The sequence below is a fragment of the Nonomuraea sp. NPDC050663 genome (genome assembly GCF_044456985.1).
In the GTDB taxonomy this organism is placed as follows: Bacteria; Actinomycetota; Actinomycetes; order Streptosporangiales; family Streptosporangiaceae; genus Nonomuraea.
In genome coordinates, this window is sequence record NZ_JBITGL010000002.1 from 740,712 (window position 1) to 766,565 (window position 25,854).

Genomic DNA, 25,854 nt, shown 5'->3' on the forward strand with positions numbered 1-25,854 from the left:
AAGGTGATCGGCGGAATGCTCACGATCGGCATTGACATCGGCGGCACGAAGGTGGCCGCGGGCGTGGTCGACGAGGAAGGCACGATCCTCGCGCAGGCCCTGCGGCCCACTCCCGCCGACCGGCCTGACCAGGTCGCCGAGACCGTGGCCGACGTGGTGCGCGAACTGTCGGCCGACCGGCAGATCGAGGCCATCGGCGTGGGCGCCGCCGGATTCGTCGACGAGACGCGCTCGGTGGTGCGTTTCGCCCCCAACCTCGCCTGGCGCGAGGAACCGCTGCAGAAGAAGATCACCGAACTGGTCGGCCTGCCCGTCATCGTCGAGAACGACGCCAACGCCATGGCCTGGGCCGAGAGCAAGTTCGGCGCCGGGCGCGACCAGGACCACATCGTCTGCATCACCGTCGGCACCGGCATCGGCGGCGGGCTCATCTTCGACGGCGTCCTGTACAGAGGGCGCTGGGGCATGGGCGCCGAGCTCGGCCACATGCAGGTCGTGCCCGAGGGCAAGAAGTGCGGCTGCGGCAACCTCGGCTGCTGGGAGCAGTACGCCAGCGGCAACGCCCTGGTCGCCCACGCCCGCGAGATCGCCACGGCCGAGCCCGACCGCGCCCGCACCCTGGTGGGGCTCGCCGGAGGCACCATCGAGGGCGAAGAGGTCACCGAGGCCGCCCGTCAGGGCGACGAGGCGTGTCTGGAGGCCTTCGCCTCCCTGGCCGAATGGCTCGGCCAGGGCATGGCCGACCTGGCCGCCATCCTCGACCCCGGCTGCTTCATCGTCGGCGGCGGCGTCTCACGCGCCTCCGACCTCTTCCTCGACCGCGCGCGCGAGAGCTTCCAGCGCAGGCTCACCGGCCGCGGCCACCGGCCCTTCGCCGAGGTGCGCCTGGCCGAGCTGGGCGCGTCGGCAGGGCTCGTCGGGGCTGCGGACCTGGCCCGCCAGCGCTAACGTCTGGGTGTGCGGATCGGCACCTACAACATCAGGGGCATGCACGACGACGTCCCCGCCCTGGTCAGAGTCATCCAGGCGATGGACTGCGACGTGTTGTGCGTCCAGGAGGCCCCCAAGTTCCTGTGGTGGCGCAGCAAACGCCACGAACTGGCCGACCTCACCGGCATGCGCATCGCCGCCGGACGCCGCCTGGCGGGGCTGGCCGTCTACGTCCGCCCGGGGGTGAAGATCCTGCACGAGGAGACCCACGTGCTGAAGATCTTCTTCCCCCGGGAGATCCGCGGCCTGGCCCTGGCCGTCGTCGAGGTCGAGGGCGTGCGGCTCGCGGTCGGCTCCATCCACCTGGCCCTCGTGCCCGCCCAGCGGCTGCACCACGCGAACCAGATCATGAGCCTCGTCGAGGCCGCCGCCGCCCGCTTCTCCGCCATCCCCGTGGTCTGCGGCGACCTCAACGAGACCGACCACCAGCCGACCTGGCGCTACTTCGCCGGGCGGCTGTCCGACTGCTACCCGGCGGCGCCGCGCGGCGACGGCCGCACCTTCACCGCGCGCAACCCCTCCTCGCGCATCGACGCCGTCTTCGCCGGGCCGGGCCTGCGGATCGACTGGTGCGGAGGCGCCGAGGCCGCCCCCGCGGACCTCGTCAGCGCCACCGACCACCTGCCGGTCATCGCCTCGCTGACACCGGCGCCTGCGCCCGCCGATACTCCATGAGCCAGTTCGTCTCGTAGGTCGCCCCGTCGTCCTCCGAGACCGCCTGCTCCCACGCCACCGTGCCGTCCGCCCTGCGCTCCCACCGGAAGCGCAGGCCGGGCGCGTGGAACTCGCCGTGGTTGCCGTCGAACCTGCCCACCACCGGCGTGAAGTCGGGGGAGACCCGCGAATCCAGCCACGCGTGGTGCCACAGATCCGTCGCCGGGTCGTAGGCGATGATCGCCAGGCCCTTCACCCGCTGGCCGTCGGGGAAGACCGCCTGGAAGTTCTCCAGGATCACCCGCCCGTCGAGCCTCGGCTCCGCCGTCACCTGGGCCGTGAACTCCTGCCACCGGCCGTCGCGTGACTTCTTGGAATTGACCACGGTCCACGAGCCGAGCAGGAAGTCGAATGCGTTCATGAGCCCAGGCTGCCGGGGCCGGGCCGTTCACAGCCACCATTCAGCCGTGGCCTAATCCACGCCACGGTACGATCAGGACATGACTCGTCGCTTCGTGCGGCGTGCGATGGCTACGTGGGCGGCCGCCCTGCTCGCAGCATTCGCTGCCGGGCCAGCCGCGCACGGCGATCCCAAACCTCCGACGGTCGAGGCCTGGCAGCAGTCGACCAGCATCAGCCTCGACGCCGACGGCGCTCTGACCGACGTCCAGGCGCTGCCCTCCGGCGACGTGTGGGCCGTCGGGCAGCAGCAGATCTGGGACGTCTGGCGCAATCGCGGCGCCATCCGTCACTGGAACGGCACCGCCTGGAGCGAGGTCGCCCTGCGCGACTCCATGGGCGCCAGTGTCCTGCGCGGCGTCTCGGCCTCCTCCGCCACCGACGTGTGGGCGGTCGGCGACGGCCACGACGGCCTGCCGTACCTCGCCCACGGCGACACCTCCGGCTTCGACCGCATCCGCGTGCCCGCGCTCACCTCCCGCGACCGCCTGACCGGCGTCGACGTCCGGCCGGGCCGCGTCTTCGCCGTCGGCAGCCGCGGCGGTCACCCGCTCATCGTCACCGGCCAGCAGCAGCAGTGGAACGCCGCCTCCTTCGACCGGACCGGGTCGCTGTACGCGGTCTCCGGCTCCATCGCCGTCGGCGACACCGGCAAGGCCCCCCTCGCCTTCCGCTACTCCTCGGGCGCCTGGGCCCCGATGCCGATGCCCTCCGTGCCCGGCGGCTACCTGCGCGACGTCCAGGCCGACGGCGCCAAACGAGCCGTCGCCGTCGGGGGCGTCTACACCCCGGCCGGCGACGTGCAGCCGCTCGTGCTGTCGTGGAACGGCAAGCGGTGGAGCCGCGTGACCCTGCCCGTGACCGGAGCGCAGCTGTACGGCGTCGCCGGCGACGGGCAGGGGCGCTTCTGGGTGTCGGGGTTCGACCCGTCGACGCCGGGCGAACCTTTCCTGATGCGGCTGGAGAAGGGCGCGGCGACCGTCATCCGCGGCGGATCGGTGACCGGGCGCAGCAGCGTGCGGCTGCAGGCGGTGACGTATCTACCGGACAAGCGGCTGGTGTGGGCCGTGGGGCACGCGGTCGACGCGGACGACCGCTACACGGGGGTCGTGGAGACCTTCGGGCCGCGCACGGCCAAGTCGACCGTCAGCTGACCGCGGGCGGGGTCGCATCGGGTCCTAGATGCCGCGGGTGTGGTAGGTGCAGCTCGGGTCGGACGAGGCGCTGGTGTCGAAGAGCGCCGCGAACTTCACGAACACCTGGTGTCCCTTCGGCCGGCTGACCGAGATGTTCCGCTCGCCCGTCTTGCCTCCGGTGTAGTTCAGCGCCTTGAACAGGATGTCCGGCTGCGCGTCCTGCATGAAGGAGACGCGGATGGTGTTGTTGCCGCCGACGGTGCCGGAGATGCGCCACTTCACCTGGTTGAAGTGGTGGGTCGTGCCCGAGGTGACGTAGCGGACCGAGACCTGGATGCCGTAGCCGTTCTTCGCGCACTGCGCGATCAGGTAGGTGTCGGCCGACGCCGGGGCGGGGGCCACGCCGAGCGTGGCGACCAGGCCCAGGGCGACGACGGCGGCGTTGCGAAGGATCTTCATGAGGCCCGACCCTAGGGAGGCCGGGTATGCGAGGAGTATGTTGTCGGACCCGCCTGCCATGCTGGGCGCGTGAAGGTCGAATTCGATGCCGAGTTGTGGATCTGGGACGCCCGCAAGGCCGACAGCTGGACCTTCGTCAGCCTGCCGGTGGCGGAGTCGGAGGAGATCCACGACCTGACCGGCGGGGCCCGGCGCGGGTTCGGCTCGGTGCGGGTGCGGGTGACGATCGGCGCGAGCAGCTGGAAGACGTCGATCTTCCCTGACAAGGGCAGCGGCCGCTACGCCTTGCCGATCAAGCGGGCCGTGCGACAGGCGGAAGGCATCGACGCCGGAGACGTGGCGAGCGTCATGGTCGAGCTGGTCGACTTCTGACCACCGACTTCTGACCACCGACTTCTGACCACCGGCTTCTGATCACCGGCTTCTGATCACAGGCTTCCGGCCAGCGGCTCGCCGATGGCGCGGGGCGTTGACGGCCGCCCGGGGGAGGGCGGCCGTACGGCTCACACCACGGCGCCGTCGTCCCAGCCCGAGTCGTTGGGCGGGCCGTCACCCATGCGCACGACCAGCACCACGAAGCCGCCGATGAAGGCCGCCACCGCGAGGATGACCGCCCACCCCTCCAGCGGCCACTTCGCCATCGCCGCCACCAGCAGGTAGGCGGGCCCGCCGAACAGCGCACCCCAGGCGACCTTGGTCGTCACGTCGACCTTGGGCAGCGGGGGAGGGGGCGGCGGGGTGTACCCGTCGTCCTCCTCGGCCGGTGCCTCGCCGTCGTCGTCGGCCTCGTCGCCCGCGTAGCGTTCGCGCGCGAACTCGTCGGGGTCGGCGTCGGTGTCTTCGGTGGGCTTGACCACGCGACGGCTCGGCTCGGCGGGAACGTTCTCGCTGTCGGGCCATGGCTGATCCGCCGAGTCGCGCTCGGCCGTGTCGTTGAAGGACGCGACGATCTGGCGCCAGACCTCGTCCTCGTCACTCTGGGGCGTCACCCTCGCGCCTTCCCCTCCGCACGAACACACGTACTTCCACCGGACCCGGAGCCCCCCGGCGTGCGTTCAGTCCCTCTGCAAGGGTACCGAGGCATGTGTCCTGATGAAGTCGAGGCTCCCGGCAAAGATCGTGTCCGCATCGTTGTCCAGAGTCGCAACATGGTAGCTATCTGACAATTCCTCAATCTGAGTGTTAGGCAGGATTCTTCTGATGATGGCGACACTGGTCGGTTTCACCACGTGGTCGTCGGTGCTGTGGTAGACGAGCAGCGGCTGCGTGACCTTCTCCAGCTCCGCCTGGACCAGCGACCACAGCCGGGGAAGGGTCGAGGCGGCGGCGACGGGTGTGCGCGTGTAGGCCAGCTCCGTCACCCCCTCCTTCTTGACGTCGTTGGCCACTCCCGGAACGGAACGCACGAACCAGCGCAGCACCGGGGCGATCCTCAGCAGGGGCACGTCGTTGGCGATCGACGGGTTCACCGCGACGACCCCCCTGATGGCCTCGCCGTGCACCTGGGCGAGCCGCAGCGCCATGCATCCGCCCAGGCTCAGCCCGGCGACGAACACCTCGGGGCAGCGCCCGCGCAGATCCTGGAAGGCCTTCTCCAGCTCCGAATACCAGTCCTCCCACCGCGTGCGGTTCATCTCCTGCCACGTGGTGCCGTGACCCGGCTGGCGTGGCAGCGACACGCTCAGCCCGTGCGCGGCCAAGTACTCCGCCCACGGCCGCAACGACTGCGGTGTCCCGGTGAACCCATGGCAGAGCAGCACCCCTACCTGCCCAGCCTCGTACCTGTACGGCTCCGCGCCCGCCATGAGCGGCATAACAAGCTCCTCGGATGGAAATCATCCCGAATTTCCCGATCGTTGCACGATCGGGGGCGGTTGTGCGAGAGCTGGGTGTAGGAGCACACGCGAACTGATGCGAAGATGACCGTGCACGACATTGATGGAGGTGGCCGGGTGTTCTACTGGGTGGCTAAGGCGATTCTGGCGCCGATCCTCCACCTGCTGTTCCGCCCCTGGTTCGAGGGCATCGACAACGTCCCCAAGCAGGGTCCGGTGATCCTCGCCGGCAACCACCTGTCCTTCGCCGACCACTTCTTCGGGCCGCTCCAGCTCAAGCGCAAGGTCATCTCGCTGGGCAAGTCCGACTACTTCACCGGGCGCGGCATCAAGGGATTCTTCACCCGGCTGTTCTTCAGCGGCGTGGGCACCGTCCCCATCGACCGTTCAGGCGGCAAGGCGTCGGAGGCGGCGCTGCGCACGGGCCTTCGCATCCTGCGCGAGGGCCAGATCCTCGGCATCTACCCCGAGGGCACCCGCTCGCCAGACGGCCGCCTCTACAAGGGCAAGACCGGCGTCGCCCGGCTGGCCCTGGAGTCGCGGGCGCCGGTCATCCCGTGGGCGATGGTCAACACCTTCGAGATGATGCCCCCCGGTCACCCGCTGCCCAAGATGGGCATCCGCCCCGGCGTGCGGTTCGGCAAGCCGCTCGACTTCTCCCGCTACTACGGCATGGAAGACGACCGGCTGGTGCTCAGGGCGGTGACCGACGAGATCATGTACGCCCTGATGGAGCTGTCGGGCCAGGAGTACGTCGACAAGTACGCCGCCAGCGCCAGGGTCGAGATGGAACGCGCCGCCCGCGCGGCGTCGGCCGCCGAGTCCCGCTAGCGGGTCACCCGGGCAGGTGGGCGCGCACCTGCCTGATGTGCTCGGGTGTGGTCCTGCAGCATCCCCCGACGAAGGCGGCGCCCCACGAGGCCGCCGCCTGGCCGTACTCCACCGGGTCGGCCAGGCCCTCCCAGCGGCGCGCGGCGGCGTCCCACCGCTCGCCCGAGTTGGGGTAGGCCACGGCGGGCCTGCCGCTGAGCCGCTCCAGCAGGCCGGGCACGAAGCGGGGCGCGGTGCAGTTGACCCCGAACGCCATCACCTGCGGCACGTCGGCGAAGAGCTTGGCCGCCTCCTCGATGGGGGTGCCGTCGTTGAGGTGCCCGTCGTCGCGGCACGACACCGCCACCCACGCCCGGGTGCCGGGCGACTCCTCCAGCAGGCGGGCGACGGCCCTGAGCTCCACGACCGAGGGCACGGTCTCGACGGCGAGCAGGTCGGCGCCCGAGGAGGCGAGGATCTCCCAGCGCGGCCGGTGCCAGGCGACCAGGCCGTCCTCGTCGAGGTCGTAGTCGCCGGTGTATTCGGCGCCGTTGGCCAGATAGGCGCCGTACGGCCCGACGGAGGCGGCCACGAGCCCGCCGCCGTGCTCGTCACGAGCCTGGACGGCGAGCGCCACGGCCTTCCTGATCAGCGCCTCCGCCTCGGCCACGCTCAGCCCGCGCCGCGTGAAGCCCTCGATGGAGGCCTGGTAGCTGGCGGTGGTGGCGACCTCGGCGCCGGCGGCGAAGTAGTCGCCGTGCACCCGCCGGATCAGACCGGGATCCTCCAGCAGCAGCCGCGCCGACCACAGCTCGTCGCTGAGGTCGGCGCCGAGGGTTTCGAGATGGGTGGCCAGGCCGCCGTCGAGCACACGCGAAGTCATCTGATCAGGCTACTCACTCGTAACGCTGCCCGATCTGCCTGACCACCTCCACCCAGTTGGCCCCCGCGTCCGGCGCGTACTCGCCCGGCGTGTAGACCACCTCGGCGATGCGCCCGGTGAACGGGAAGGAGCCGTTCTCCCACACGACGGGCGAGCGGCGGTCGACGCCGACGTCGATGCCCTCCATCGGGCAGAAGCCCGTCAGCATGGGCAGCCCCGCGAGCTTGCCGCGTTCCTCGCCGTCGACGCTGACCGTTGCCTCCCACATCCAGCCGCCCGGCGCGGCGACGTCCAGGCGGATGCGGTCGCCCGCAGGGCCGCAGCGCAGGGTGCGCAACTCGCCGTGGCCGTTGTGGGTGAAGGTCACCTCGTCGTCGACGTAGAGCACGTAGCCGCCGCCCTGGCCGCCGTGGGCGACCAGGACCCCCCTGCCGGGCCTGGCGAGGGTGACGTCGACCGTGAACGCGCGCCACTGGATGAGCTGGAGGGCGGTCCAGCGCTCCAGCGTGTGCACCTCCGGCGTCAGCCGTACCGGGGCCGGGGCGGAATGCCACGGCGGGCGCAGCAGGAAGCGCAGGCGCGAGCCCTCGTCGAGCGGGTAGACCTGGTTGGCGTGGGCGGCCCGCTCCCACGCCCCGGCCAGCTCGGCGACCAGGTCGGGACGGTCGGCGGCCAGGTCGCGGAGCTGGGTGCGGTCAGCGGCGCGGTGGTAGAGCTCCCACTCGTGGTCGCCGAACGACGTGAGCGGCGCGTGGCGGGTGACGATCTCCCACTCGCCGCGCACGTAGCCGCGGTGGCCCTGCAGCTCGGAGTACTGCTCCTGGTGGGTGTGGACCGCCGCGGCGTCGCCGACGATCCCGGCCATGGAGTGCTCGGCGCCGGGCTGGAGCCCGGTCAGGTCGAGCAGGGTGGGCAGCACGTCGGTCACGTAGGCCCACTGATGGCGCAGCTCGCCGCGCTGGGGCAGGGCGGCGGGCCACGACAGCAGGAAGGGTACGGCGTGGCCGCCCGAGTGGGTGTTGCACTTGTACAGGCGGAAGGGCGTGTTGGAGGCCATGGCCCAGCCGCGCGGGTAGTGGGCCAGGACCCGGGGGCCGCCGATCAGGTCGAAACGTTCCAGGTCGGCGGCGGGATCCTCGCGGTCGTTGCCGCTGATCTTGGAGATCAGGGTGCGCAGGTACTGCGTCGTGCCGTACTCCTCACCCTCGCGAGAGCCGCCGTTGTCGGAGGTGAACACGAAGATCGTGTTGTCGAGCTCGCCCAGGTCGGCCAGGGCGGCGCGCAGCCGCCCGACGCTGCGGTCGATGCCGGCGACCATGGCGGCGTAGACCTCCATGTAGCGGGCGTAGAGCCGCTGCCGCTCGGGCGGCAGCTCCGCCCAGGCGCTGACCTCGTCGCCCGGCTCGGCGTTGCGCTCCGGCAGCTCGGTGCCGGACGGGATCAGGCCCAGCTCCAGCTGCCGCTCGAAGCGGCGGCGCCGGATCTCGTCCCAGCCGTCGTCGTACACGCCCGCGAACGCCTCGATGTCGGCGGCGGGGGCCTGCAGCGGCGCGTGCGCGGCGCCGTGCGCCAGGTAGAGCAGGAACGGCTTGCGGGTATCCGACGCCTTGGCCTGGCGGATCATCGAGACGGCCTGGCCGGTCAGGTCGTCGGTCAGGTAGTAGCCCTCCGGGTACTCGTCGACCTCGACGGGGGAGTTGTCGCGCATGAGCCGGTGCGGCTGGTGGAAGTTGGTGAACGCATCGAGGAAGCCGTAGAAGCGGTCGAAGCCGCGCTGCAGCGGCCAGGCGTGCTTCGGGCCGGCCTCGGACATGTCGCTGTCCTTGGTGAGGTGCCACTTGCCCACCGCGAAGGTGTGCCATCCGGCGGCGCGGAACAGCTCGGCCATCGTCGGCACGTCCGCGGCGATCTCGCCCGCGTAGCCGGGGAAGCCGGGGTCGGAGTTGGCGATGTGGCCCACGCCCGCCAGATGCGGGTTGCGCCCGGTGAGCAGGGCCGCCCTGGTGGGGGAGCACATCGGGGTGGAGTGGTAGTCGGTCAGCCGCACGCCCGACCCGGCGAGCTCGTCGAGGTGCGGGGTGGGGATCTCCGACCCGTAGCAGCCGAGGTCGGCGAAGCCGACGTCGTCGACGAGCACGACCACCACGTTCGGCGCCCCTGCCGGGGCGACGGGGCGCTCGGGCCACCACGACTCGGATCCGGCGATCGTACGGCCCACGCGGCCCTGGAACCCGCCATAGGGGATCATGCCCGGAGTATAGAACGATGTTCTACACCCCGGGCAGGTCCTGGATCCCGGGTCAGCCGCGCTTCCAGAACGGCGCGTACTCCCGCCTCTCCGTGGGCCCGGTCAGCCGCGCTTCCAGAACGGCTTGCGTTCCGGCGTCTCCTCGGGCCCGTCGGTCAGGCGGGTCAGCGCGTCGACCGCCCGCTGCCACAGCGCGTCGACGTCGGCGCCCGGCCGGTCGGCCGGCTCCAGCTCGCCGGCGAGCGCCTCCAGCTCGGCGTGGCCGCCGAGGAAGGCCGCCAGCGCGGACAGGCGGCTCGCCAGGTCGGCCAGGTAGAGCCCGCGATCCGCGCGCACCTCGCGCAACCGGGCGAGCTCGGCGGCCAGCTGGGCCCGCACGTGGTCGGCCGGGGCGGGCGCGGGACGCATGGCGCGCTTGGCGAACCCCCGTCCACGCGCCGCGGGCGGCGGCGGGGGAGCGGCGGGACCGCCGGAGCCGCCGGAGCCGCCGGAGCCGCCGGGACCGCCAGGCGCGGCGGGGCCATGCGCGGGCGCGCCGGGTGCGGCGGGGCCGCGTGCGGGGGCGCCGCCCGGGGCGCCTCCGGTGAGGAAGTCGGGCAAGTCAAGCTCGGCCTCCTGTGCGGAGTAGACGGCGGGCGCGAAGGAGCGGGAGGCGGGCTTGGGCATCGGCATGGCGGCGGCCATCATGGGCGCCGCGGCGGCCACCGGCATCTCCCACCCGCTGGGCAGCTCCACGGGCTGGATCACCTGGTGCTGCGGCCCGCCCTCGGCCACCACCCGGTTGTCGACCGCGATGTAGGCGGTGAAGCGGCACAACACCCCGTGGTCGAGCGAGAGCCGTACGATGCGCGGCTCCAGCGCGTGCTCGCCCATCGCGTAGCGGTCCTCGAGCTCGCGCAGCCGCGCCCGCGCCCACAACGCGGGCAGGGCGGGGTTGGCGACGGTCACCGGGGCGACGCTCTGCTCCCACGGGCTGCCCGCCGCCAGTCCGTGCACGGTGACCGGCCCGTCGCCGGAGTAGCGCCCGAACACCTGCAGCGGCACGCCGGGGAAGATCGACCCGAGGTGGGTGACCTCCTCCAGCCCCGGACCCTTCAGGGTCAGGTCGGTGACGAGCGGCGCGCCGATCCTGCGGTGGATCTGCTCCATCGCGGCGTCGAGCCGGTCCTCCGACTCCACCAGCTCGCAGCGGCCCGCACCGAGCCCGGCCAGCCGTCCCAGGAACCCGGCGTTGACCGCCCGGTCGATGCCCACGACGTGCACCCGCATGGCCGACAGAGCGCCGCCGACCTGCTCCAGGATGTGGTCCTCGTTGCCGACCTGACCGTCGGTGACGAGCACCACGACGCGCTCGCGGCCGGGCTCGCCCAGCAGCGAGACCGCCTGACGCAGCGGGTCGAGCAGCTCGGTGCCGCCGCGCGCCTCGACCCGCGACAGGTGCTCCACCGCACGGAAACGGTGGCGGTCGCTCGCCTCGCGCAGCCCGTCGAAGGCGGGCTCGACCACGCTGTCGAAGGCGAGGACGGCGAAGCGGTCGGCGGCGGTGAGGGTGTCGACGATCCTGGCCGCCGCCCTGCGGGCCGCGACCATCTTCCAGCCGCCCATGCTGCCAGAACGGTCCAGGAGCAGCACCACGTCGCGGGGCACCCGGCCCTCGGGTACGGCGGGCGGCACCACGGTGAGCGAGAAGGCTCCGCCCTCGTCCACCTGCAGCGACGTCGAGGCGGCGAAGCCCAGGCGCAGGATGAAGTCACGGTCGAGCCGCTCGCCCGGCCGCACGCTGACCGTCGTGCCCTCCTGCTCGACCACGTGCAGGCTGGAGGCGAGCTCGGTCAGCTCCAGCCCGGCCGCGTCGACCGTGGCGGAGAGGCTGAGCCGTACCGGGTTGGGGAAGCCGGGCAGCAGCACGGGCGGCGTGATCCGGGAGGCGTCGGGCACCTGGTCGGTGTCGGGGTAGGCGCCCGGGCCCGCCTGCTCGCCGTCGAGGGGCGCGCCCGGGATGTAGCGAGGGGCGACCACGAGCGGGAAGCGGAAGGTGGCCGCGCCGTCCTCGTACGGCAGCGGCTGGCTGAGCGTCAGCCGGACCGTGACCCGCTCGCCGGGCACGATGTTGCCCACCGTGATGGTGAAGACGTCGGGGCGGTCCTCCTCCGCGAGCGCGGCGCGCCTGCCCTCGCGCACGGCCTTGGCGTAGTCGGCCCTGGCCTGGCCGCGCTCCTTGAGCACGCCCTCGATCACCCGGTCGTCGGCCTCCATGCGGAAGCCGGTCACCGCGGCCCTGTCGGGCAGGGGGAAGACGTAGGTGGCCTCCAGGGAGACGTCGAACGGGTTGCGGAAGCCCTGCGCCACCTCCACTCCGGCGATCAGGCCGGTGACGGACGCCTTGACGTCGAGGGATTCGAGGGGCAGGTTGCCCTGCTCGGTCTTGAGGGCGCCGAAGCCGGAGTCCTCCAGGGGGCGGCACAGGGTCGGGTCGAGCGAAGTGATCTTCACAGGAGGCTCCGTTCTTCGAGTACCTCGAGGAGCGGCCCGGCGGCGGCCAGGACTGCCTCGATGTCGTGTGGAGTGGGAGTGCGGGTGGCGCCTTCGAGGAGGAGGGTGACGTGCTGGGTGAGCTTGATGCCGTGCATCGGGGCGGGCGGCTGCGCGGGCGCCGGGGCCGGGGCTGAGGGCGGGGACGAGGCTGTGGGGCGGGCCGTCCAGAACCTGCCCGCCGCACCGGCACGAGGAAGGGAGGGGGAGGAGGGCGCGGGGGAGGAGGGCGCGAGGGTGCCCGGTGCAGGGGTGCCCGGTGCAGAGGCGGCCGGGGGCCGGGCGGGTGGGGTCTGGCCCGGCTCCGGTGGTGAGGTTTCGGCCACCTGGGCGAGGACCAAGTCGGGTGCCCCCGCCAGCGCCGCCTGGATCTCGGCGATCGAGAGCCCGCTCGCCTGCAGTCGCTTGACGGCCACCAGCTGCAGCAGGTGGCGCCTGCCGTACCTGGCCACCCGCCCGCGGCGGGTCAGCGGCGGGTCGACCAGCCCGATCGTGGTGTACCAGCGGATGAGCCGCTCGCCGGGCACCTCGCGCACGCGCCCGTTGGCGGCGGGGGATGCGCCGCCGAGGGCGTCCGCCGCCTGCTGGGCCAGCTCGCCGATCGTCCAGGTCTCGCTCATGCTCCCACAATGACACTGTCATAGTTACAGTGTCAAGATGGGAAGATTCGGACGCTGAGAGTGGTTGTTTAAGGAGTACGACAAACGCCGAACGACGGAGGAAAACAGCTCATGGCACCCATCACCGGCCCGCTGTCCGGCACTGACAAGGCGACTGTCGCGGAGGCCCTCCAGGGCGCGCTGGTCGACCTCGTCGACCTGTCGCTCGTGGCCAAGCAGGCGCACTGGAACGTCGTAGGCCCGCACTTCCGTTCCATCCACCTGCAGCTCGACGAGCTCGTCGCCCTCGCGCGCGAGCACGCCGACACCATCGCCGAGCGCGCGGTGGCGCTGGGCGTCAACCCCGACGGCCGCTCGGCCACCATCGCCGGCAACACCGCCATCCACCAGCCCGAGAACGGCTGGATCGAGGACGGCAAGGTGATCGCCACGGTGACCGACATCCTGGAGGGCGTCGGCAAGAGGCTGCGCGAGCGCATCGCCGCCACCGACGAGGCCGACCCGGTCACCCAGGACCTGCTGATCGCCGTCGCCCAGGACGTCGAGAAGCAGCACTGGATGTTCCAGGCGCAGCGGTGACCCCCGCGCGGCGCCCGGCGGACGACGGTCCGCCGGGCGTTTTCGCGTTTCAGGGGACTGTCAGAATTGCGAGAGACTGTCAGAGCAGGTCGCGGGCCAGCGGAGCGATCACCGGGCGGGTGGCGAGGAACTGGCGCAGATCGCCCTCGTCGGTGAGGTCCGCCTCCATGAGGGCGCGCGCCCACGTGTCGCCGTCGGCGTTCTGCGCCGCCGTCTCCAGCCGGGCGAGCAGGCTGGTGCCCGGGTGCGACTCGCGGCCCAGAGCCGCCAGCAGGTGCGGCCAGCGCACGGTCAGCGCGGCGAGCTTGGCCACCTCCATGTCGGTCACCCTGATCCCTCCCGCCTGGTGACGGCGGAAGGTGACGAAGGCGTAGAAGCGGTAGACGTTGAGATAGCGCTTGACCTCACGCGGGTTGCGCAGGCCCAGGGCGGGGAGGGCGGCCTCGATGGCGCGGAAGGCGTTCTCGTCGCTGTGGAGCTCGTCGAAGATCCGCTCGGCGGCGACCCTGGCCGGCTCCGACAGCTGCCCTGGCTGGGTGGGGAACCCCAGCGCGTCCTCGGCCCGGTGGGCGGCCTCGTCGAGGGTGTCGATGGTGGGGGCGTGGGTGCGGATGAGGGCCTCGAGGTGGTCGACCAGCTCGGGATGGACGACGGTGCGGGCGGCGGCGCGGGCGTCGGCCAGGGAGGCCGCGGGTGTGCCGGAGGCCGCCTGGGCGGGCGCCCCGGTCCTGGGGCCGGGCTCCGCCGTACCTCTCCTCATCGCGCCGGCGCGGTGAGGAGCGGGGTTCACCGGGTCGGACGGCAGGCCGAGGAGGGAGCGGACGTAGGCGGGCAGGCGCTCGTCGTCGTCCAGCAGCGGCACGCTGAGCGGCAGCTGCACGATCTTCTCCAGGAACCTCCACCCGATGCTCTCGTCCGGCAGGTGCCGCATCAGCTGCCCGTAGGCCACCTGCACGTGCGCCGCCACCACCTCGGGCTCCATGGCCAGCACGAACACGCAGTTGGGGAACTCCCCGGCCAGGAACAGGTTGATCGCCTCGATGACCTGCGCGACCGTGCTCGACGAGCACCGGTCGAGATCGTCGACGAAGACCACCAGCGGCCGGTCCTCGGTGGCGACGAGCGCGAGCACCCGGCGCATGTCCGTCTGCACCAGGTGCAGGAAGCCCGCTTTCGAGCTGTAGGCGTGCTCGGGGATGATCCCGCTGGTCGCGAAGGGATCGGGCTGGTTGATCAGCGTGCCGAAGGCGCCGTCGGCCGACTCGCCGAAGAAGGAGCTCAGCCGCAGGGTCCCGGCCACGACCGAGGCCAGGCATCCCGCCGAGGCGACGGCCGCCGCCGCCTCGGTCAGCCACGGGAACAACGACGCCCCGGCCCACGCCGAGCCCGCCAGCACCAGCGTGACCGCGAGGCCCAGGGCGACGGGCGCCAGCCTCGTCACGGCCAGCCGGTACATGCGGCGCCTGACGGCCTCCCTGTCGATGCGCGACAGGTTGAGCTCCAGCCAGAACCGCTCGCGGTCCGTGCGCGACATACGCCCGGTGACCTGGCTGATCACCTCGTGCGCCAGCCCGGCCCAGACCTGCTCGCCGTTCTGGTACATCCACGGGTTGAACCACACCGTCGGCCGCCAGCCGGGGTCGGCGACGGACTCGGCGCTGTCGTACGGCACGCCGCCGGTGTGCAGCCGCTGCAGCACCTCGGCGTTGGTGACGTCCCCGGCCCGTCCGCCCAGCCGCAGCGTGCCCGCCGAGCCGGGGTCGAGCAGCTCGCGCACCATGCGCATCAGCGAGGTCTTGCCCGCCCCCCACGGCCCCTTGATGCCGATGGTCAGCGGCGGCGCGGTGTCGGGGTGGCGGATGAACGCGGCGATCGCCTCGGCGTACACGCGGTGCCCGAGCCGGTCGTCGACGGTCCACTGGTCGGGGGTCAGCCGGGTCCTGGGCGGCACGGGACGGCTCTCGGCGCGGTGGCGGCGCAGCAGGACCGAGACGCGTACCGCCTCGTGGGAGGGCATGCGCGCCAGCCCGAGCTCGCGCACGGCCGGGTGCAGCGGCCCGGTGAGCGCCCACCCGGCCAGCTCGGCGAAGCCCTCGGCGGCCTCCAGCCGGGCGGCCAGGCCGGGGGTGAGCGGCTCGCGCAGGAGGCAGGAGCGCCGGAGCAGGGTCTGTGCCGCGGGCGACAGGTGCAGGTCGTAGACGCGTGAGGCGATCTCGGCGGGGGTGCGGGGCAGGGACTGCTCGCCCCGTTCCGCCAGGCGCCGCAGCGTCTCGGCGAGCAGCTCCTCGACCGTCTCGTGGCCGCTCTGCGCAGGGATCAGGGGGATCGCCTCGGCCGCGGGGCGTCCTGCGGAGACCACGACGTCCTCGATGTCGCCGTGGCTGAACAACATCGGGCACAGCTGGGAGCCGAGGCGCTCGTAGTGCTCCTTGGCCAGGCCGTACAGGTCCTGGACGGTGACCCGGCCGCGCCCGGCGAGCAGGCCGTCGGCGAGCACCTCGGTCAGCGAGGGCGCCGCGCCCGGCCGGTCGCCGGGTGTGGTGGTTGAGGCGGAGAGCGAGGCGGTGAGGGCGGCGGCCGCGACCGGCGGGTCGCCGGGCACGTTGAGGCGGGCGTGGCCCGGCTCCGGCGCGCCGCTGGACAGCACCCAGCCGAAGTCGACGACGAGCAGCAGCGCGGTGGCGCCGGAGTGGCCGACCCCGCGCCCGAAATCCATGATCAGCTTGGTGAAGGAGCTCGGCACCCACCCGGAGTCGGACGGCCATCGGATGACCAGCAGCTCCCCGGGCGCCGCCGCGGCCAGGAAGGCCGCGAGCGCAGGGTAGGGATCCTCGCCGGTGTCGGTGGTGACCTCGAAGCCCGACACCCGCAGGGCGTGGGCGAAACGTGCCGCCTCGCCGTCGAGGAAGACCAGGGCTCTGCGGGCGCGGATGGCCGGAGGGAGCTCTACCAACGCTGTCATAGGTGAGGAATGTGCCGACTCGGGGAAGCCGTCAGCGTAGGGTTTGCAGAGAGTTTGACGTTCCCCAGCAGCCTCATTCACGTTCCCCCAGTCGGATAGTGCTCATGTTGCGCAGAACTCTCCTCCGCAATGGCGCCCTGGCGGCGCTGGCCGGTTCGTTGTGGCGTGGATCGTGCGAGCCCTCGGCGGTGTCGCCGGCGTCACCGCCGGCCCGGCCGACCCCGTCCGGTCCGACGGTCCCCTACGGCCCGCTGCGCCCGCCGAACGCCGACGGCCTGGCCCTGCCGGAGGGTTTCTCCAGCCGCGTCGTGGCCCGCACCGGCCGCAAGGTGGCCGGGCTGCGCTGGCATCCCGCCCCCGACGGCGGCGCCTGCTTCCCCGACGGCGACGGCTGGATCTACGTGTCGAACTCCGAGGTGCCGGTGGTCGGCGGCGCGTCGGCGCTGCGGTTCGGCGCCGACGGCCGGGTGCGCGAGGCCTACCGGATCCTGTCGGGCACCGACGTCAACTGCGCGGGCGGCGCCACCCCGTGGGGCACGTGGTTGTCGTGCGAGGAGGTCGAGCGCGGCCGGGTCTTCGAGTGCGACCCGTACGGCACGCGCTCGGCCAGGCCGCGCCTGGCGATGGGCCGCTTCAAGCACGAGGCCGCCGCCTGCGACCCCGAGCACGAGGTCGTCTACCTGACCGAGGACGAGCCCGACGGCTGCTTCTACCGCTTCACCCCCACCGATTGGGGCGACCTGACCGAGGGCCGCCTGGAGGTGTTGTGCGGCCAGGGGCGCGAGGTGCGCTGGCGCAGGGTGCCGCAGCCCGCCGCCCTGCACGAGCAGACCCGCCACCAGGTCGAGCAGGCCCGCCACTTCAACGGCGGCGAGGGCTGCTACTTCTCCGGCGGAGTCTGCTACTTCACCACCAAGGGCGACAACAGGGTCTGGGCCTACGACACGAAGAGGTCGACGCTGGAGGTGGTCTACGACCGGCACTCGCCGCTGACCGGCGTCGACAACCTCACCGGCACCCCGGCGGGCGACCTGTTCGTCGCCGAGGACGGCGGCAACATGGAGATCAACGTCATCACCCCCGAGCGCCTGGTCGCGCCCTTCCTGCGCCTCGACGGCCACGAGCGCTCCGAGATCACGGGACCGGCCTTCTCGCCGGACGGCACGCGGCTGTACTTCTCGTCGCAGCGCGGCCGCAGCGGCGTGCGCGAGGGCACCGACGGTCACACCTTCGAGGTGACCGGCCCCTTCAGGACGGGCTCCAGGTAACGCACCGGCTCCGGCTCGAGGTCCGCGGCCGTGGTGGTCACCGTTCCAGCGGACGTGACCAGATCTGCTCGGTGACCGGCAGGCCGTTCTCCGTGCCGGGCTCCGACGACTCCAGCTCGAAGCCCGCCGCCTCGTAGATCCTGCGCGCGCCGGCCAGGCAGTCGCGGGTCCACAACATGATCCGCTTGTAGCCCGAGGCGGTGGCATGCCGCACGCACTCATCGACGAGCCGCCCGCCGATGCCCAGGCCGCGCGCGGACGGCTCGACGAGCAGCATGCGCAGCTGGGCGGTCTCGGGATCCTTCTCGTAGCAGAAGACGCAGCCCGCCCGCTCGCCGCCGACCTCGGCGATCCAGCCGGCGTCGGTGCCGGGCCGGTAGCCCTCGCAGATGCCCAGCACGACCTTCTCGAACTCGTGACCCCAGCCGTATTCGCGGGCATAGACCTCCGCGTGCCGCCACGCCACCCAGCCCAGGTCGCCCGAGCGCGGGGGACGGATGAGGTACGGCTCGCGGGCGTCGCCTGGCTGGAGCACATCGCGGATGGCGGCCATGCTCCGCGCCAGCCGCCGCTGGCCTTCCTCGGGCAGGTCGTCGAGCATCGAGCGGACCTGCTCGGCGCTGAGGCGGTCGAGCTCGGCGAAGGCCTGCGAGCCGGCCGCGGTCAGCCGCAGCACCTGCTTGCGCGCGTCGGCGGCCGAGCGCTCGCGCACCAGGAGCCCCTCGGACTCGAAGCGGGTCAGGATGCGGCTGAGGTAGCCCGCGTCGAGCCCGAGCATGCGGCGCACCTCGCCGGTCTCGAGCAGGCCCGCCTGGGCCAGCTCGAACAGCACGCGACCCTCGGCGAGAGAGTACGGGGAGCCGTGCATGCCGCTCTGGAGCACACCGATGACCTTGGTGTAGAAGCGGTTGAACGCCCGGATCTCGGAGACCCTTGCTTCGGTCAACGAATTCATTGCCATAGTCAACCATGAGAGGATGCCTGCTGTGAAGCACCTCTACCTCGGCGGGTACGGCCCGGCCGTCGTCCGGATCGACGAGGCCCTGCAGCCCCAGGCCCGCGTCCCCTTCCCCCGCGCCTCCTTCCTGGCGCTCCACCCCACCCTCCCGGTGCTGTACGCCATCGGCGAGAACGATGAGGGCGTGGTCGCCGCCTTCGACCGTGACGGGCTGACCCCGATCGGCGAGCGCTCCAGCGGGGGATCGGCCGCCTGCCACCTGGCCGTGCACCCGTCGGGCGGCGTGCTCGCGGTGGCCAACTACGGCGACGGCACGGCGAGCCTGCACCTGCTCGACGAGCGCGGCCACTTCACCGGCGAGCCGATCCTGCTGCCCCACACCGGCAACGGCCCGGTCTCCGACCGCCAGCAGAACCCCCACGCCCACCAGGCGGTCTTCGACGACGACGTGCTCCACGTCTCCGACCTGGGCACCGACGAGATCCGCCGCTACAGCCTGTCGGGCGAGCCGCTCGGCTTCGTCCGGCTCGCGCCCGGCCTGGGCCCGCGTCACTTCGCCTTCGACGGCACCCACTGGCACGTGGCGGGCGAGCTCGACAACTCCGTGACCTCCTATGACGCCTCCTGGCGACCGGTCGCCCGCGCCGACGCCTCCGCCACGCCCGGCAGCTTCCCGTCGCACCTGGAGGCGCGCGACGGCCTCGTCTACGTCGCCAACCGCGGCCCCGACACGATCAGCGTGCTGCGCGCGGGCAGCCTGGAGAAGGTGGCCGAGGTGTCGTGCGGCGGCGCCTGGCCCCGCCACTTCGCGCTGGCCGACGACCGCCTGCTGGTGGCCAACCAGAACTCCGGCGAGGTCGTGGGCTTCATCCTGAAGGACGGCGTGCCCCAGCCCGACGGGCTCGTCATCGCCATGGAGAGTCCTGCCTGCGTCTTGCCCGCGTAAGGAGAACACCAAGCCGGTCGTGGGGCCCGCGCGGGCCGGTCCAGCATCGTGGGTCGTGCGCATCCTGTTCATCATCGCCGCCCTGCTGCTGCCGTCCGCGTGCTTCGCCGTACCCGAGGCGGAGCCTCCGCGACGCGCGGTCCAGGGCGAGGCGGTCCAGGGCGAGGCGGCCCTGGACGCGGCGGCCGGGGGCAGCTCGGTCGCGACGCGGCAGGCCGCTGGCACTCCGGTCGACTGGCGCATCGAGCGCCCGCGCGGCGTCGAGGGCTTCGCCGACCGGGTGAGCGTGCTGCCGGGGGAGAGCTTCAGGCTCTACGTCTCCACCCGCGCGCCGCGCTTCGTCGCCAGGGCGATGCGGGTGGGCTCGCCCACCACCCAGGTCTGGGTCTCCAAGCCGGTCGAGGCCGCCGCCCAGCCCGCCGCCCGGCTGACGGGCGGCATGGTCAGCGCCGCCCACTGGAAGCCGTCGCTGACCGTCGAGACCACCGGCTGGCCTGAGGGCGCCTACCTGATCAGGCTGGAGACCTCGCGCGGCCACCGCTACGTGCCGATCACCGTGCGCTCGGCCTCGACGGCGGGCAAGGTGGTCATCCTCAACGCGGTGACCACCTGGCAGGCCTACAACCGGTGGGGCGGCAGGAGCCTGTACAGCGGGCCCGGCGGCTTCTCCGGACGGTCGCCCCGGGTCAGCTTCGACCGCCCCTACGACCGTTCTGGCGCGCGGCTCTTCCTCGACTTCGAGCGCGACGCGATCGAGCTGGCCGAGCGCAGCGGGGCGCCGCTGGCCTACCTGACCGACCTCGACCTGAAGCCCGGGGCGCTCGACGGCGCGACGGCCCTGTTCTCGCTGGGGCACGACGAATACTGGTCGCCGACGATGCGCTCGGTCGTCACCCGGGCCCGCGACCGCGGCACCAACCTGGCCTTCCTCGGGGCCAACGCCGTCTACTGGCGCATCGCCGTCAAGGGCAGGGTGGTCGAGTGCGACAAGGCGGTCCGTTGCCGGCTGTGGCGGTCGGTCAAGCCGGAGAGCGAGCTGATCGGCCAGCAGTACGACTGCTTCCCCGCCGAGGCCGCCTACGTCGTGACCAGGGCCGACCACTGGATCTTCGAGGGGACCGAGGGCAGGAGGTTCCCCGGCCTGGCCGGGGTGGAGACCGACAAGGTCTCGCCGGGCTCGCCGGCCAACGTGCGGATCCTGGCCGAGTCGCCGGTCGACTGCGGCGGGAGGCGGACCGTCGCCCACTCCACCTACTACGTGGCCGACAGCGGGGCCGGGGTGTTCGCCTCGGGCACCATGCGCTGGATCTGCGGGATGCGCGGCAGCGCCTGCGGCCACGGCGTGACGGACGCGGCCGCGCCCTTCACCCGCCGCGCGACCATGAACCTGCTGCGCCGCTTCTCCGCCGGACCGGCCGAGTCAGTCCGCTGAGGGCTTCCTGCCCGCGATGAGCGCGTCGAGCTGGCGCTTGATGTCGTCCTCCGCCTTCTGCCTGGTGACGCCCATCTCCTCCAGCACCACCACGCCGGGGGAGTCGGCGCCCAGGTGGAGCAGGCCCAGCAGGATGTGCTCGGTGCCGACGTAGTTGTGGCCGAGCCGCAGCGCGTGGCGCAGGGTCAGCTCCAGCGCCTTCTTCGACGACGCGCTGAACGGGAAGGGCGGCGACAGCTGGTCGGCGGCGGGCCTGAGGCACGCGGTGACCCGCTCGCGCACGTCGTCGAGCGGGGCGCCGAGGTTGACCAGCGTCTTGCCCGCGATGGCGTCGGGCACGTGCAGCAGGCCCAGGATGAGGTGCTCGGGCTCGATGTGGCTGCAGTTGGACAGGCGCGCCTCCTCCTGCGCCGCCACCACGACGTGGCGGGCGCGCTCGGTGTAGCGGCTGGCCTTCTCGATCTCCTCGGCCAGCGAGGAGCCGCCCTCCTTGGGCACGAACCGCTTCTGCGCGGCCTGCTTGGACACGCCCATGCTGCGGCCGATGTCGGTCCACGAGGCGCCGCCGCGCCTGGCCTGGTCGACGAAGTGGCCGATGAGGTGATCGGCCACTTCGCCCAGGTGTTCCCCCAGGGTCACCGCGTCGCTGAGCTGGGTGAGGGGGTCGGTGTCGCGGCTCTTGATGGCGCTGATGAGGTCGTCCAGGCGGACTGTGTTCTCCATGCGTCAACCATAGGTTGACGATCCGGGAGCGTCAACCCTGAGTTGACGCCAGCCGTACGGCATGCCGCCAGCGCGCGTAGGCCTCCTCGTCCCGCGTGCCCGGGTCGAAGCGGCGGTCGAGTTGCCACGTCTCGTGCAGCTCCTCCTGCGACTTCCAGATCCCCGCCCCCAGCCCCGCCAGGAACGCCGCGCCGAGCGCCGTCGTCTCCTGGATGCGCGGCCGTTCCACCGGCACCCCGAGCTGGTCGGCCTGGATCTGCATGAGCAGGTCGTTGGCGCTGGCCCCGCCGTCGGCCTTGAGCACCGAGATCGGCGGCATCACCCCGACGACGTCGCGCACCTCGTAGGCGACGGCCTCCAGGGTCGCCCTGACCAGGTGGGCGCGGGTGGTGCCGCGCGTGATGCCGGTGATCAGGCCGCGGGCCTCCGGGTCCCAGTGGGGGGCGCCCAGGCCGGTCAGCGCCGGGACGAAGACCACGCCGCCGCTGTCGGGCACGGTCCTGGCGACGGCCTCCGACTCCGGCGCGCTGCCGATCACGCCGAGCCCGTCGCGCAGCCACTGCACGGCCGCGCCGGTGACGAAGATCGAGCCCTCCAGGGCGTAGGTCAGCTCGCCCGACGGGGTCTGCCAGGCGACCGTCGTGAGCAGGCCCGCGTCGGAGCGCACGATCTCCGCACCGGTGTTGACCAGGATGAACGAGCCCGTGCCGTAGGTGCACTTCACGTCGCCGGGGGTGAAGCACGTCTGGCCGAACAGCGCCGCCTGCTGGTCTCCCGCCACGCCGCTGATGGGCAGCTCCAGGCCGAGGAAGGCGCCCGGGTCCGTGGTGCCGAAGTCGCCGTAGTTGGGCAGGATCTCGGGCAGGGAGTCGCGCGGCACCCCGAACAGGTCGAGCATCGCGGGCTCCCAGCCGCCCGACGCCAGGCCGTAGAGAAGGGTGCGCGAGGCGTTGGACGGGTCGGTCACGTGGCGCGCGCCGGCGGTCAGGCGGGCGATCAGGTAGGAGTCGACGGTGCCGATCGCGTAGTCGGCCAGGTTCGTCCCGTTCTCGGCCAGCCAGGTGAGCTTGGTGGCGGTGAAGTACGGATCGAGGCGCAGGCCGGTGAGCTCGGAGACCTCGCTCTCGTGGGGCTTGAGCCGTTCGCACAGCTGGGCCGTACGACGGTCCTGCCAGACGATCGCGCGGCGCGGCGCGGCCAGCGTGCGCCGGTCCCACAGGACCGCGGTCTCGCGCTGGTTGGTGATGCCGACGCAGGTCGGCGCGACCTTCGTCTGCGCCAGCGCGCTCTGGCACGCCGCCAGCGTGGCCTGCCAGATCTCCTCGGGGGCGTGCTCGACCCAGCCGGGCCGGGGGAAATGCTGGGCGAACTCCTCGTAACCGCGCGCGGCGATCCGGCCGTCCTCGGTGACGATGAGCGCGGTGACTCCGGTCGTTCCCGCGTCGATGGCCAAAACGCTCACGTGCGGAGCCTCCTTATGACACCGTTTGGTCTAGACCAATGCCCGCGCGCGCGGGCACAATGCGATTCTGGTTCGTGAACCCCATCGGGAGGAACCCCGCCATGCGTATAGGAGTGCTGACCGGAGGCGGCGACTGCCCCGGTCTCAACGCTGTGATCAGGGCTGTCGTGCGCAAGGGGGTGAGCGTTTACGGGCACGAGTTCGTCGGATTCCGCGATGGCTGGCGAGGCCCGCTCGAAGGCGACACCATGCCGCTCGACATCCAGGCCGTCCGCGGCATCCTCCCGCGCGGCGGGACGATCCTGGGCTCGTCCCGCACCAACCCGATCAAGATCGAGGGCGGTGTCGACCGGATCAAGGACAACCTCGCCACCGGCGACGTCGACGCGTTGATCGCCATTGGCGGCGAGGACACGCTCGGCGTGGCCAAGCAGCTGTACGACCGGGGGGTGAACGTCGTCGGCGTGCCCAAGACGATCGACAACGACCTGTCGGGCACCGACTACACCTTCGGCTTCGACACCGCGGTCAACATCGCCACCGAGGCCATCGACCGCCTGCACACCACCGCAGAGTCGCACCACCGGGCGCTGATCTGCGAGGTCATGGGCCGCCACGCGGGCTGGATCGCGCTGCACGCCGGCCTCGCCGGCGGCGCCAACGTCATCCTCATCCCCGAGAAGCCGTTCGACATCGACCGGGTCTGCGAATACGTGGAGTCGCGCTTCCGCACCCGCTACTCGCCCATCATCGTGGTCGCCGAGGGCGCGCACCCGACCGAGGGCTCGATGGCCGTGCAGACCGGCGAGCTCGACTCCTTCGGCCACGTACGGCTCGGCGGCATCGGCGAACTGCTGGCCAAGGAGATCGAGAAGCGCACCGGCAAGGAGGCCCGCACCACCGTGCTCGGCCACATCCAGCGCGGCGGCACCCCGACCGCCTACGACCGGGTGCTGGCCACCCGCTTCGGGCTGGGCGCCATCGACGCGGTGCACGACGGCGACTTCGGCAAGATGGTCGCCCTGCGCGGCACCGACATCGTGCGCTGCGGGCTCGACGAGGCGACGGCCGAGCTCAAGACGGTGCCGGAGTCGAGGTACGCCGAGGCCGAGGTCTTCTTCGGATAGGAACTTGCAGGCGGGCTGCAAGCGGCCCGCCGTACGTTGAACACGCAAATCCCCTCGAGAGTACGGCTGGCGCCGGATCCATCGGCGGCCCACCACACCCGGTGCCAAGCCGTACTCTCTCTTTTTGCCCTCAGGCCTTGAAGAGGCTGCCCTCGCTGGAGGTCGGCTCGTCGTCGCGGCGGTTGAGCCGGGCGCGGAACTCCTCGTCGCCGCGCAGCTCCTTCTCCGACGGCGACAGCAGCACGGTCAGCAGCAGGCCGACGGTGATCATGCTGATGCCGACGATCAGCGGGAGCAGGAAGTCGATCGCCTTGGCGCCGTGGATCTCCCCGTGGTCGGCCATGACCTGGACCGACATCGAGAACATGCCGGTGTAGTGCATGCCCGTGACGGCCACGCCCATGATCAGCGCCGCGGCTCCGATGGCCAGCGCGCCGCGCACCCGCAGCGTGAACCACAACGCGACGGTGGCGGCCACGACCGCGATGAGCACCGACAGGGCGACGATCTTGACGTCGTAGTTGACGTGGCCGGCCATGTTCATGGCCGCCATGCCCAGGTAGTGCATGCCCGCGACGCCCACGCCGGCCAGCGCGCCGCCGCCCAGCAGGTAGGCCGGGCGGGTGCCGCCCCTGTTGACCAGGAACAGGCCGGCGCCGACCACGATCACGGCCAGGAGCGCCGAGACGACCGTGCGCAGGACGTCGTAGCGGATGGTGGTGCCCTCGACGGAGAAGCCCATCATCGCGATGAAATGCATGACCCAGATGCCGGTGCCGCCGATGGACACGGCGGCTCCGACGAGCCACCAGCGCGCTTCCTTCGGGCTGAGCAGCCGGGCGCGCGAGGTGAGCAGGAGCCCCAACATGGAGCCGGCGCTCGACATGATGTAGGCGAGAGCGGGTGTCAGAGCACCAAAGGAGAAATGATCAATCGGCGACATGGGGGTCCCTTGAAAAGTGAATTCAAGGGAGTATGAGGGATATTCATAAAAAAAGGCAACTAGCGGTGAGCAGGTGGCGGCAGAGGGCTGCGGTGATGGCTCCTGCGCCGGGCCCGCAGGCGTTCCAGGAGCTCTTCGTCCTCGCGTTGCTCGGCCTCCGACGGCGACAGGACCGCCATGAGGAGCATGGTCAGGGTGATGAGGCTGACCACGGTCATGAGCGGCACCAGGAAGTCGATCGCGTCGGCGCCCGCGACGTGGGCCGCGGGGTCGGACAACGTCACCTCCATGGCGAACATGCCGGTGTAATGCATGCCCGCGACGGCCACGCCCATGATGGCCGAGGCGAGGGTGATCCAGACCGCCTTCCTGACGCGCACCGTGAACCACAGCGCGACCGTGGAGGCGACCACGGCGATGACCACCGACAGGGCCACCGTGGGCAGCCGGTAGGTCACGTGCGCGGACATGTTCATCGCGTACATGCCCAGGTAGTGCATGCAGGCCACGCCCAGGCCCGTCAGCAGGCCGCCGCCGAGCAGGGCGGGCAGGTGGCCCTCCCCGGCCGAGACCAGGAAGAGCCCCGCGCCCACCACGGTGATCGCCACCAGGGCCGAGGCGACGGTGAGCGTCACGTCGTAGCGGATGGTGGTGCCATGGACGTCGAAGCCCATCATGGCGATGAAGTGCATGACCCAGATCCCGGTGCCGCCGATCGAGATCGCGGCGCCCGCCAGCCAGCGGTAACGGGTCGCGCCGCGGCTGCGGTGGGCCTGGGCGGTTAGGCGGAGGCCGAGCATGGATCCGACGCATGACATGGCATATGCC

At 71.9% G+C, this 25,854-nt stretch carries 24 protein-coding genes; 10 read left to right on the top strand and 14 right to left on the bottom strand.

Annotation, left to right across the window (positions count from 1 at the left end):
• Positions 1-15 precede the first annotated feature (15 nt).
• On the top strand, positions 16-948 hold the full coding sequence (locus ACIBH1_RS08185) for an ROK family glucokinase (RefSeq protein WP_397312888.1): 933 nt from the start codon (positions 16-18) through the stop codon (positions 946-948).
• Positions 949-957: 9 nt separating this feature from the next.
• Positions 958-1,665, top strand: a complete 708-nt coding sequence (locus ACIBH1_RS08190; protein ID WP_397312889.1) for an endonuclease/exonuclease/phosphatase family protein — start codon at positions 958-960, stop codon at positions 1,663-1,665.
• Here the strand turns inward: ACIBH1_RS08190 and ACIBH1_RS08195 are convergent.
• Positions 1,619-2,065 carry a DUF1579 family protein gene (locus tag ACIBH1_RS08195; protein WP_397312890.1) on the bottom strand — a complete coding sequence of 149 codons (447 nt, stop codon included), beginning with the start codon at positions 2,063-2,065 and terminating at the stop codon, positions 1,619-1,621. The genes ACIBH1_RS08190 and ACIBH1_RS08195 overlap by 47 nt on opposite strands.
• A 79-nt stretch (positions 2,066-2,144) precedes the next feature.
• Here ACIBH1_RS08195 and ACIBH1_RS08200 point away from each other — a divergent pair, with 79 nt between their 5' ends.
• Positions 2,145-3,257 (top strand): hypothetical protein, encoded by a 1,113-nt coding sequence (locus ACIBH1_RS08200; protein WP_397312891.1) that lies wholly within the window; start codon positions 2,145-2,147, stop codon positions 3,255-3,257.
• A 24-nt stretch (positions 3,258-3,281) separates the two neighbouring features.
• Here ACIBH1_RS08200 and ACIBH1_RS08205 read toward each other — a convergent pair whose 3' ends face one another.
• Complete coding sequence (locus ACIBH1_RS08205) at positions 3,282-3,698, bottom strand: hypothetical protein (RefSeq protein WP_397312892.1); 417 nt, start codon at positions 3,696-3,698, stop codon at positions 3,282-3,284.
• A 69-nt stretch (positions 3,699-3,767) separates the two neighbouring features.
• Here ACIBH1_RS08205 and ACIBH1_RS08210 point away from each other — a divergent pair, with 69 nt between their 5' ends.
• Positions 3,768-4,070 carry a DUF1905 domain-containing protein gene (locus ACIBH1_RS08210; protein ID WP_397312893.1) on the top strand — a complete coding sequence of 101 codons (303 nt, stop codon included), beginning with the start codon at positions 3,768-3,770 and terminating at the stop codon, positions 4,068-4,070.
• 131 nt (positions 4,071-4,201) lie between these two features.
• Here ACIBH1_RS08210 and ACIBH1_RS08215 read toward each other — a convergent pair whose 3' ends face one another.
• Both ACIBH1_RS08215 and ACIBH1_RS08220 read right to left on the bottom strand, forming a co-directional pair.
• Positions 4,202-4,687, bottom strand: coding sequence for a hypothetical protein (locus ACIBH1_RS08215; protein ID WP_397312894.1), 486 nt, complete (start codon positions 4,685-4,687; stop codon positions 4,202-4,204).
• A gap of 66 nt (positions 4,688-4,753) precedes the next feature.
• Positions 4,754-5,512, bottom strand: coding sequence for an alpha/beta hydrolase (locus ACIBH1_RS08220; RefSeq protein WP_397312895.1), 759 nt, complete (start codon positions 5,510-5,512; stop codon positions 4,754-4,756).
• A gap of 138 nt (positions 5,513-5,650) precedes the next feature.
• Here ACIBH1_RS08220 and ACIBH1_RS08225 point away from each other — a divergent pair, with 138 nt between their 5' ends.
• A complete protein-coding gene (locus ACIBH1_RS08225) occupies positions 5,651-6,364 on the top strand; it encodes a lysophospholipid acyltransferase family protein (protein ID WP_397312896.1) in 714 nt (237 codons plus the stop codon).
• 4 nt (positions 6,365-6,368) lie between these two features.
• On the opposite strand, the gene mmuM is transcribed toward ACIBH1_RS08225, so the two are convergent.
• The 4 genes from mmuM to ACIBH1_RS08245 all read right to left on the bottom strand — a co-directional run bounded on the left by mmuM (position 6,369) and on the right by ACIBH1_RS08245 (position 12,626).
• Complete coding sequence (gene mmuM, locus ACIBH1_RS08230) at positions 6,369-7,226, bottom strand: homocysteine S-methyltransferase (protein WP_397312897.1); 858 nt, start codon at positions 7,224-7,226, stop codon at positions 6,369-6,371.
• A gap of 13 nt (positions 7,227-7,239) precedes the next feature.
• The gene (locus ACIBH1_RS08235; RefSeq protein ID WP_397312898.1) at positions 7,240-9,474 is read right to left on the bottom strand and encodes an arylsulfatase; all 2,235 of its coding nucleotides are present in this window, start codon (positions 9,472-9,474) and stop codon (positions 7,240-7,242) included.
• Between the two features lie 102 nt (positions 9,475-9,576).
• A complete protein-coding gene (locus ACIBH1_RS08240) occupies positions 9,577-11,967 on the bottom strand; it encodes a VIT domain-containing protein (RefSeq protein WP_397312899.1) in 2,391 nt (796 codons plus the stop codon).
• Entirely contained in the window at positions 11,964-12,626 is a 663-nt protein-coding gene (locus ACIBH1_RS08245; protein WP_397312900.1) for a MerR family transcriptional regulator, read from the bottom strand. Before ACIBH1_RS08245 ends, ACIBH1_RS08240 begins: the two co-directional genes overlap by 4 nt.
• 111 nt (positions 12,627-12,737) lie before the next feature.
• On the opposite strand from ACIBH1_RS08245, the gene ACIBH1_RS08250 reads away from it, so the two are divergent.
• On the top strand, positions 12,738-13,205 hold the full coding sequence (locus tag ACIBH1_RS08250) for a Dps family protein (protein WP_397312901.1): 468 nt from the start codon (positions 12,738-12,740) through the stop codon (positions 13,203-13,205).
• Between the two features lie 79 nt (positions 13,206-13,284).
• Here the strand turns inward: ACIBH1_RS08250 and ACIBH1_RS08255 are convergent, their stop codons facing one another.
• Positions 13,285-16,167 (bottom strand): P-loop NTPase fold protein, encoded by a 2,883-nt coding sequence (locus tag ACIBH1_RS08255; protein WP_397312902.1) that lies wholly within the window; start codon positions 16,165-16,167, stop codon positions 13,285-13,287.
• Positions 16,168-16,271: 104 nt separating this feature from the next.
• On the opposite strand from ACIBH1_RS08255, the gene ACIBH1_RS08260 reads away from it, so the two are divergent.
• Positions 16,272-17,435, top strand: coding sequence for an alkaline phosphatase PhoX (locus tag ACIBH1_RS08260; protein ID WP_397312903.1), 1,164 nt, complete (start codon positions 16,272-16,274; stop codon positions 17,433-17,435).
• Positions 17,436-17,472: 37 nt separating this feature from the next.
• Here ACIBH1_RS08260 and ACIBH1_RS08265 read toward each other — a convergent pair whose 3' ends face one another.
• On the bottom strand, positions 17,473-18,390 hold the full coding sequence (locus tag ACIBH1_RS08265; protein ID WP_397312904.1) for a GNAT family N-acetyltransferase: 918 nt from the start codon (positions 18,388-18,390) through the stop codon (positions 17,473-17,475).
• A 22-nt stretch (positions 18,391-18,412) separates the two neighbouring features.
• On the opposite strand from ACIBH1_RS08265, the gene ACIBH1_RS08270 reads away from it, so the two are divergent.
• Positions 18,413-19,339 (top strand): lactonase family protein, encoded by a 927-nt coding sequence (locus tag ACIBH1_RS08270; RefSeq protein WP_397312905.1) that lies wholly within the window; start codon positions 18,413-18,415, stop codon positions 19,337-19,339.
• Positions 19,340-19,394: 55 nt separating this feature from the next.
• The gene (locus ACIBH1_RS08275) at positions 19,395-20,771 is read left to right on the top strand and encodes a N,N-dimethylformamidase beta subunit family domain-containing protein (protein ID WP_397312906.1); all 1,377 of its coding nucleotides are present in this window, start codon (positions 19,395-19,397) and stop codon (positions 20,769-20,771) included.
• Here ACIBH1_RS08275 and ACIBH1_RS08280 read toward each other — a convergent pair.
• Together ACIBH1_RS08280 and ACIBH1_RS08285 are read right to left on the bottom strand one after the other, a co-directional pair.
• Positions 20,760-21,494, bottom strand: a complete 735-nt coding sequence (locus tag ACIBH1_RS08280) for a Clp protease N-terminal domain-containing protein (RefSeq protein WP_397312907.1) — start codon at positions 21,492-21,494, stop codon at positions 20,760-20,762. The two genes, ACIBH1_RS08275 and ACIBH1_RS08280, sit on opposite strands and share 12 nt — an antisense overlap.
• A gap of 31 nt (positions 21,495-21,525) precedes the next feature.
• On the bottom strand, positions 21,526-22,956 hold the full coding sequence (locus tag ACIBH1_RS08285; protein ID WP_397312908.1) for an FGGY family carbohydrate kinase: 1,431 nt from the start codon (positions 22,954-22,956) through the stop codon (positions 21,526-21,528).
• Between the two features lie 101 nt (positions 22,957-23,057).
• Here ACIBH1_RS08285 and ACIBH1_RS08290 point away from each other — a divergent pair, with 101 nt between their 5' ends.
• Positions 23,058-24,083, top strand: a complete 1,026-nt coding sequence (locus ACIBH1_RS08290) for a 6-phosphofructokinase (RefSeq protein WP_397312909.1) — start codon at positions 23,058-23,060, stop codon at positions 24,081-24,083.
• A gap of 130 nt (positions 24,084-24,213) precedes the next feature.
• On the opposite strand, the gene ACIBH1_RS08295 is transcribed toward ACIBH1_RS08290, so the two are convergent.
• Positions 24,214-25,026 (bottom strand): MHYT domain-containing protein, encoded by an 813-nt coding sequence (locus ACIBH1_RS08295; protein ID WP_397312910.1) that lies wholly within the window; start codon positions 25,024-25,026, stop codon positions 24,214-24,216.
• Between the two features lie 59 nt (positions 25,027-25,085).
• Positions 25,086-25,826 (bottom strand): MHYT domain-containing protein, encoded by a 741-nt coding sequence (locus ACIBH1_RS08300; protein WP_397312911.1) that lies wholly within the window; start codon positions 25,824-25,826, stop codon positions 25,086-25,088.
• Positions 25,827-25,854: the final 28 nt, after the last annotated feature.

Excerpts from the sequence above, each read along its gene's own strand:
- ACIBH1_RS08280 (WP_397312907.1), bottom strand. The coding sequence starts at position 21,494 with ATGGAGAACACAGTCCGCCTGGACGACCTCATCAGCGCCATCAAGAGC.
- ACIBH1_RS08185 (WP_397312888.1), top strand. The coding sequence starts at position 16 with ATGCTCACGATCGGCATTGACATCGGCGGCACGAAGGTGGCCGCGGGC.
- ACIBH1_RS08250 (WP_397312901.1), top strand. The coding sequence starts at position 12,738 with ATGGCACCCATCACCGGCCCGCTGTCCGGCACTGACAAGGCGACTGTC.
- ACIBH1_RS08255 (WP_397312902.1), bottom strand. The coding sequence starts at position 16,167 with ATGACAGCGTTGGTAGAGCTCCCTCCGGCCATCCGCGCCCGCAGAGCC.
- ACIBH1_RS08260 (WP_397312903.1), top strand. The coding sequence starts at position 16,272 with ATGTTGCGCAGAACTCTCCTCCGCAATGGCGCCCTGGCGGCGCTGGCC.
- ACIBH1_RS08205 (WP_397312892.1), bottom strand. The coding sequence starts at position 3,698 with ATGAAGATCCTTCGCAACGCCGCCGTCGTCGCCCTGGGCCTGGTCGCC.
- ACIBH1_RS08295 (WP_397312910.1), bottom strand. The coding sequence starts at position 25,026 with ATGTCGCCGATTGATCATTTCTCCTTTGGTGCTCTGACACCCGCTCTC.
- ACIBH1_RS08300 (WP_397312911.1), bottom strand. The coding sequence starts at position 25,826 with ATGCTCGGCCTCCGCCTAACCGCCCAGGCCCACCGCAGCCGCGGCGCG.
- ACIBH1_RS08270 (WP_397312905.1), top strand. The coding sequence starts at position 18,413 with ATGCCTGCTGTGAAGCACCTCTACCTCGGCGGGTACGGCCCGGCCGTC.
- ACIBH1_RS08220 (WP_397312895.1), bottom strand. The coding sequence starts at position 5,512 with ATGCCGCTCATGGCGGGCGCGGAGCCGTACAGGTACGAGGCTGGGCAG.
- ACIBH1_RS08235 (WP_397312898.1), bottom strand. The coding sequence starts at position 9,474 with ATGATCCCCTATGGCGGGTTCCAGGGCCGCGTGGGCCGTACGATCGCC.
- ACIBH1_RS08195 (WP_397312890.1), bottom strand. The coding sequence starts at position 2,065 with ATGAACGCATTCGACTTCCTGCTCGGCTCGTGGACCGTGGTCAATTCC.
- ACIBH1_RS08265 (WP_397312904.1), bottom strand. The coding sequence starts at position 18,390 with ATGAATTCGTTGACCGAAGCAAGGGTCTCCGAGATCCGGGCGTTCAAC.
- ACIBH1_RS08200 (WP_397312891.1), top strand. The coding sequence starts at position 2,145 with ATGACTCGTCGCTTCGTGCGGCGTGCGATGGCTACGTGGGCGGCCGCC.
- ACIBH1_RS08245 (WP_397312900.1), bottom strand. The coding sequence starts at position 12,626 with ATGAGCGAGACCTGGACGATCGGCGAGCTGGCCCAGCAGGCGGCGGAC.
- mmuM (WP_397312897.1), bottom strand. The coding sequence starts at position 7,226 with ATGACTTCGCGTGTGCTCGACGGCGGCCTGGCCACCCATCTCGAAACC.
- ACIBH1_RS08290 (WP_397312909.1), top strand. The coding sequence starts at position 23,058 with ATGCGTATAGGAGTGCTGACCGGAGGCGGCGACTGCCCCGGTCTCAAC.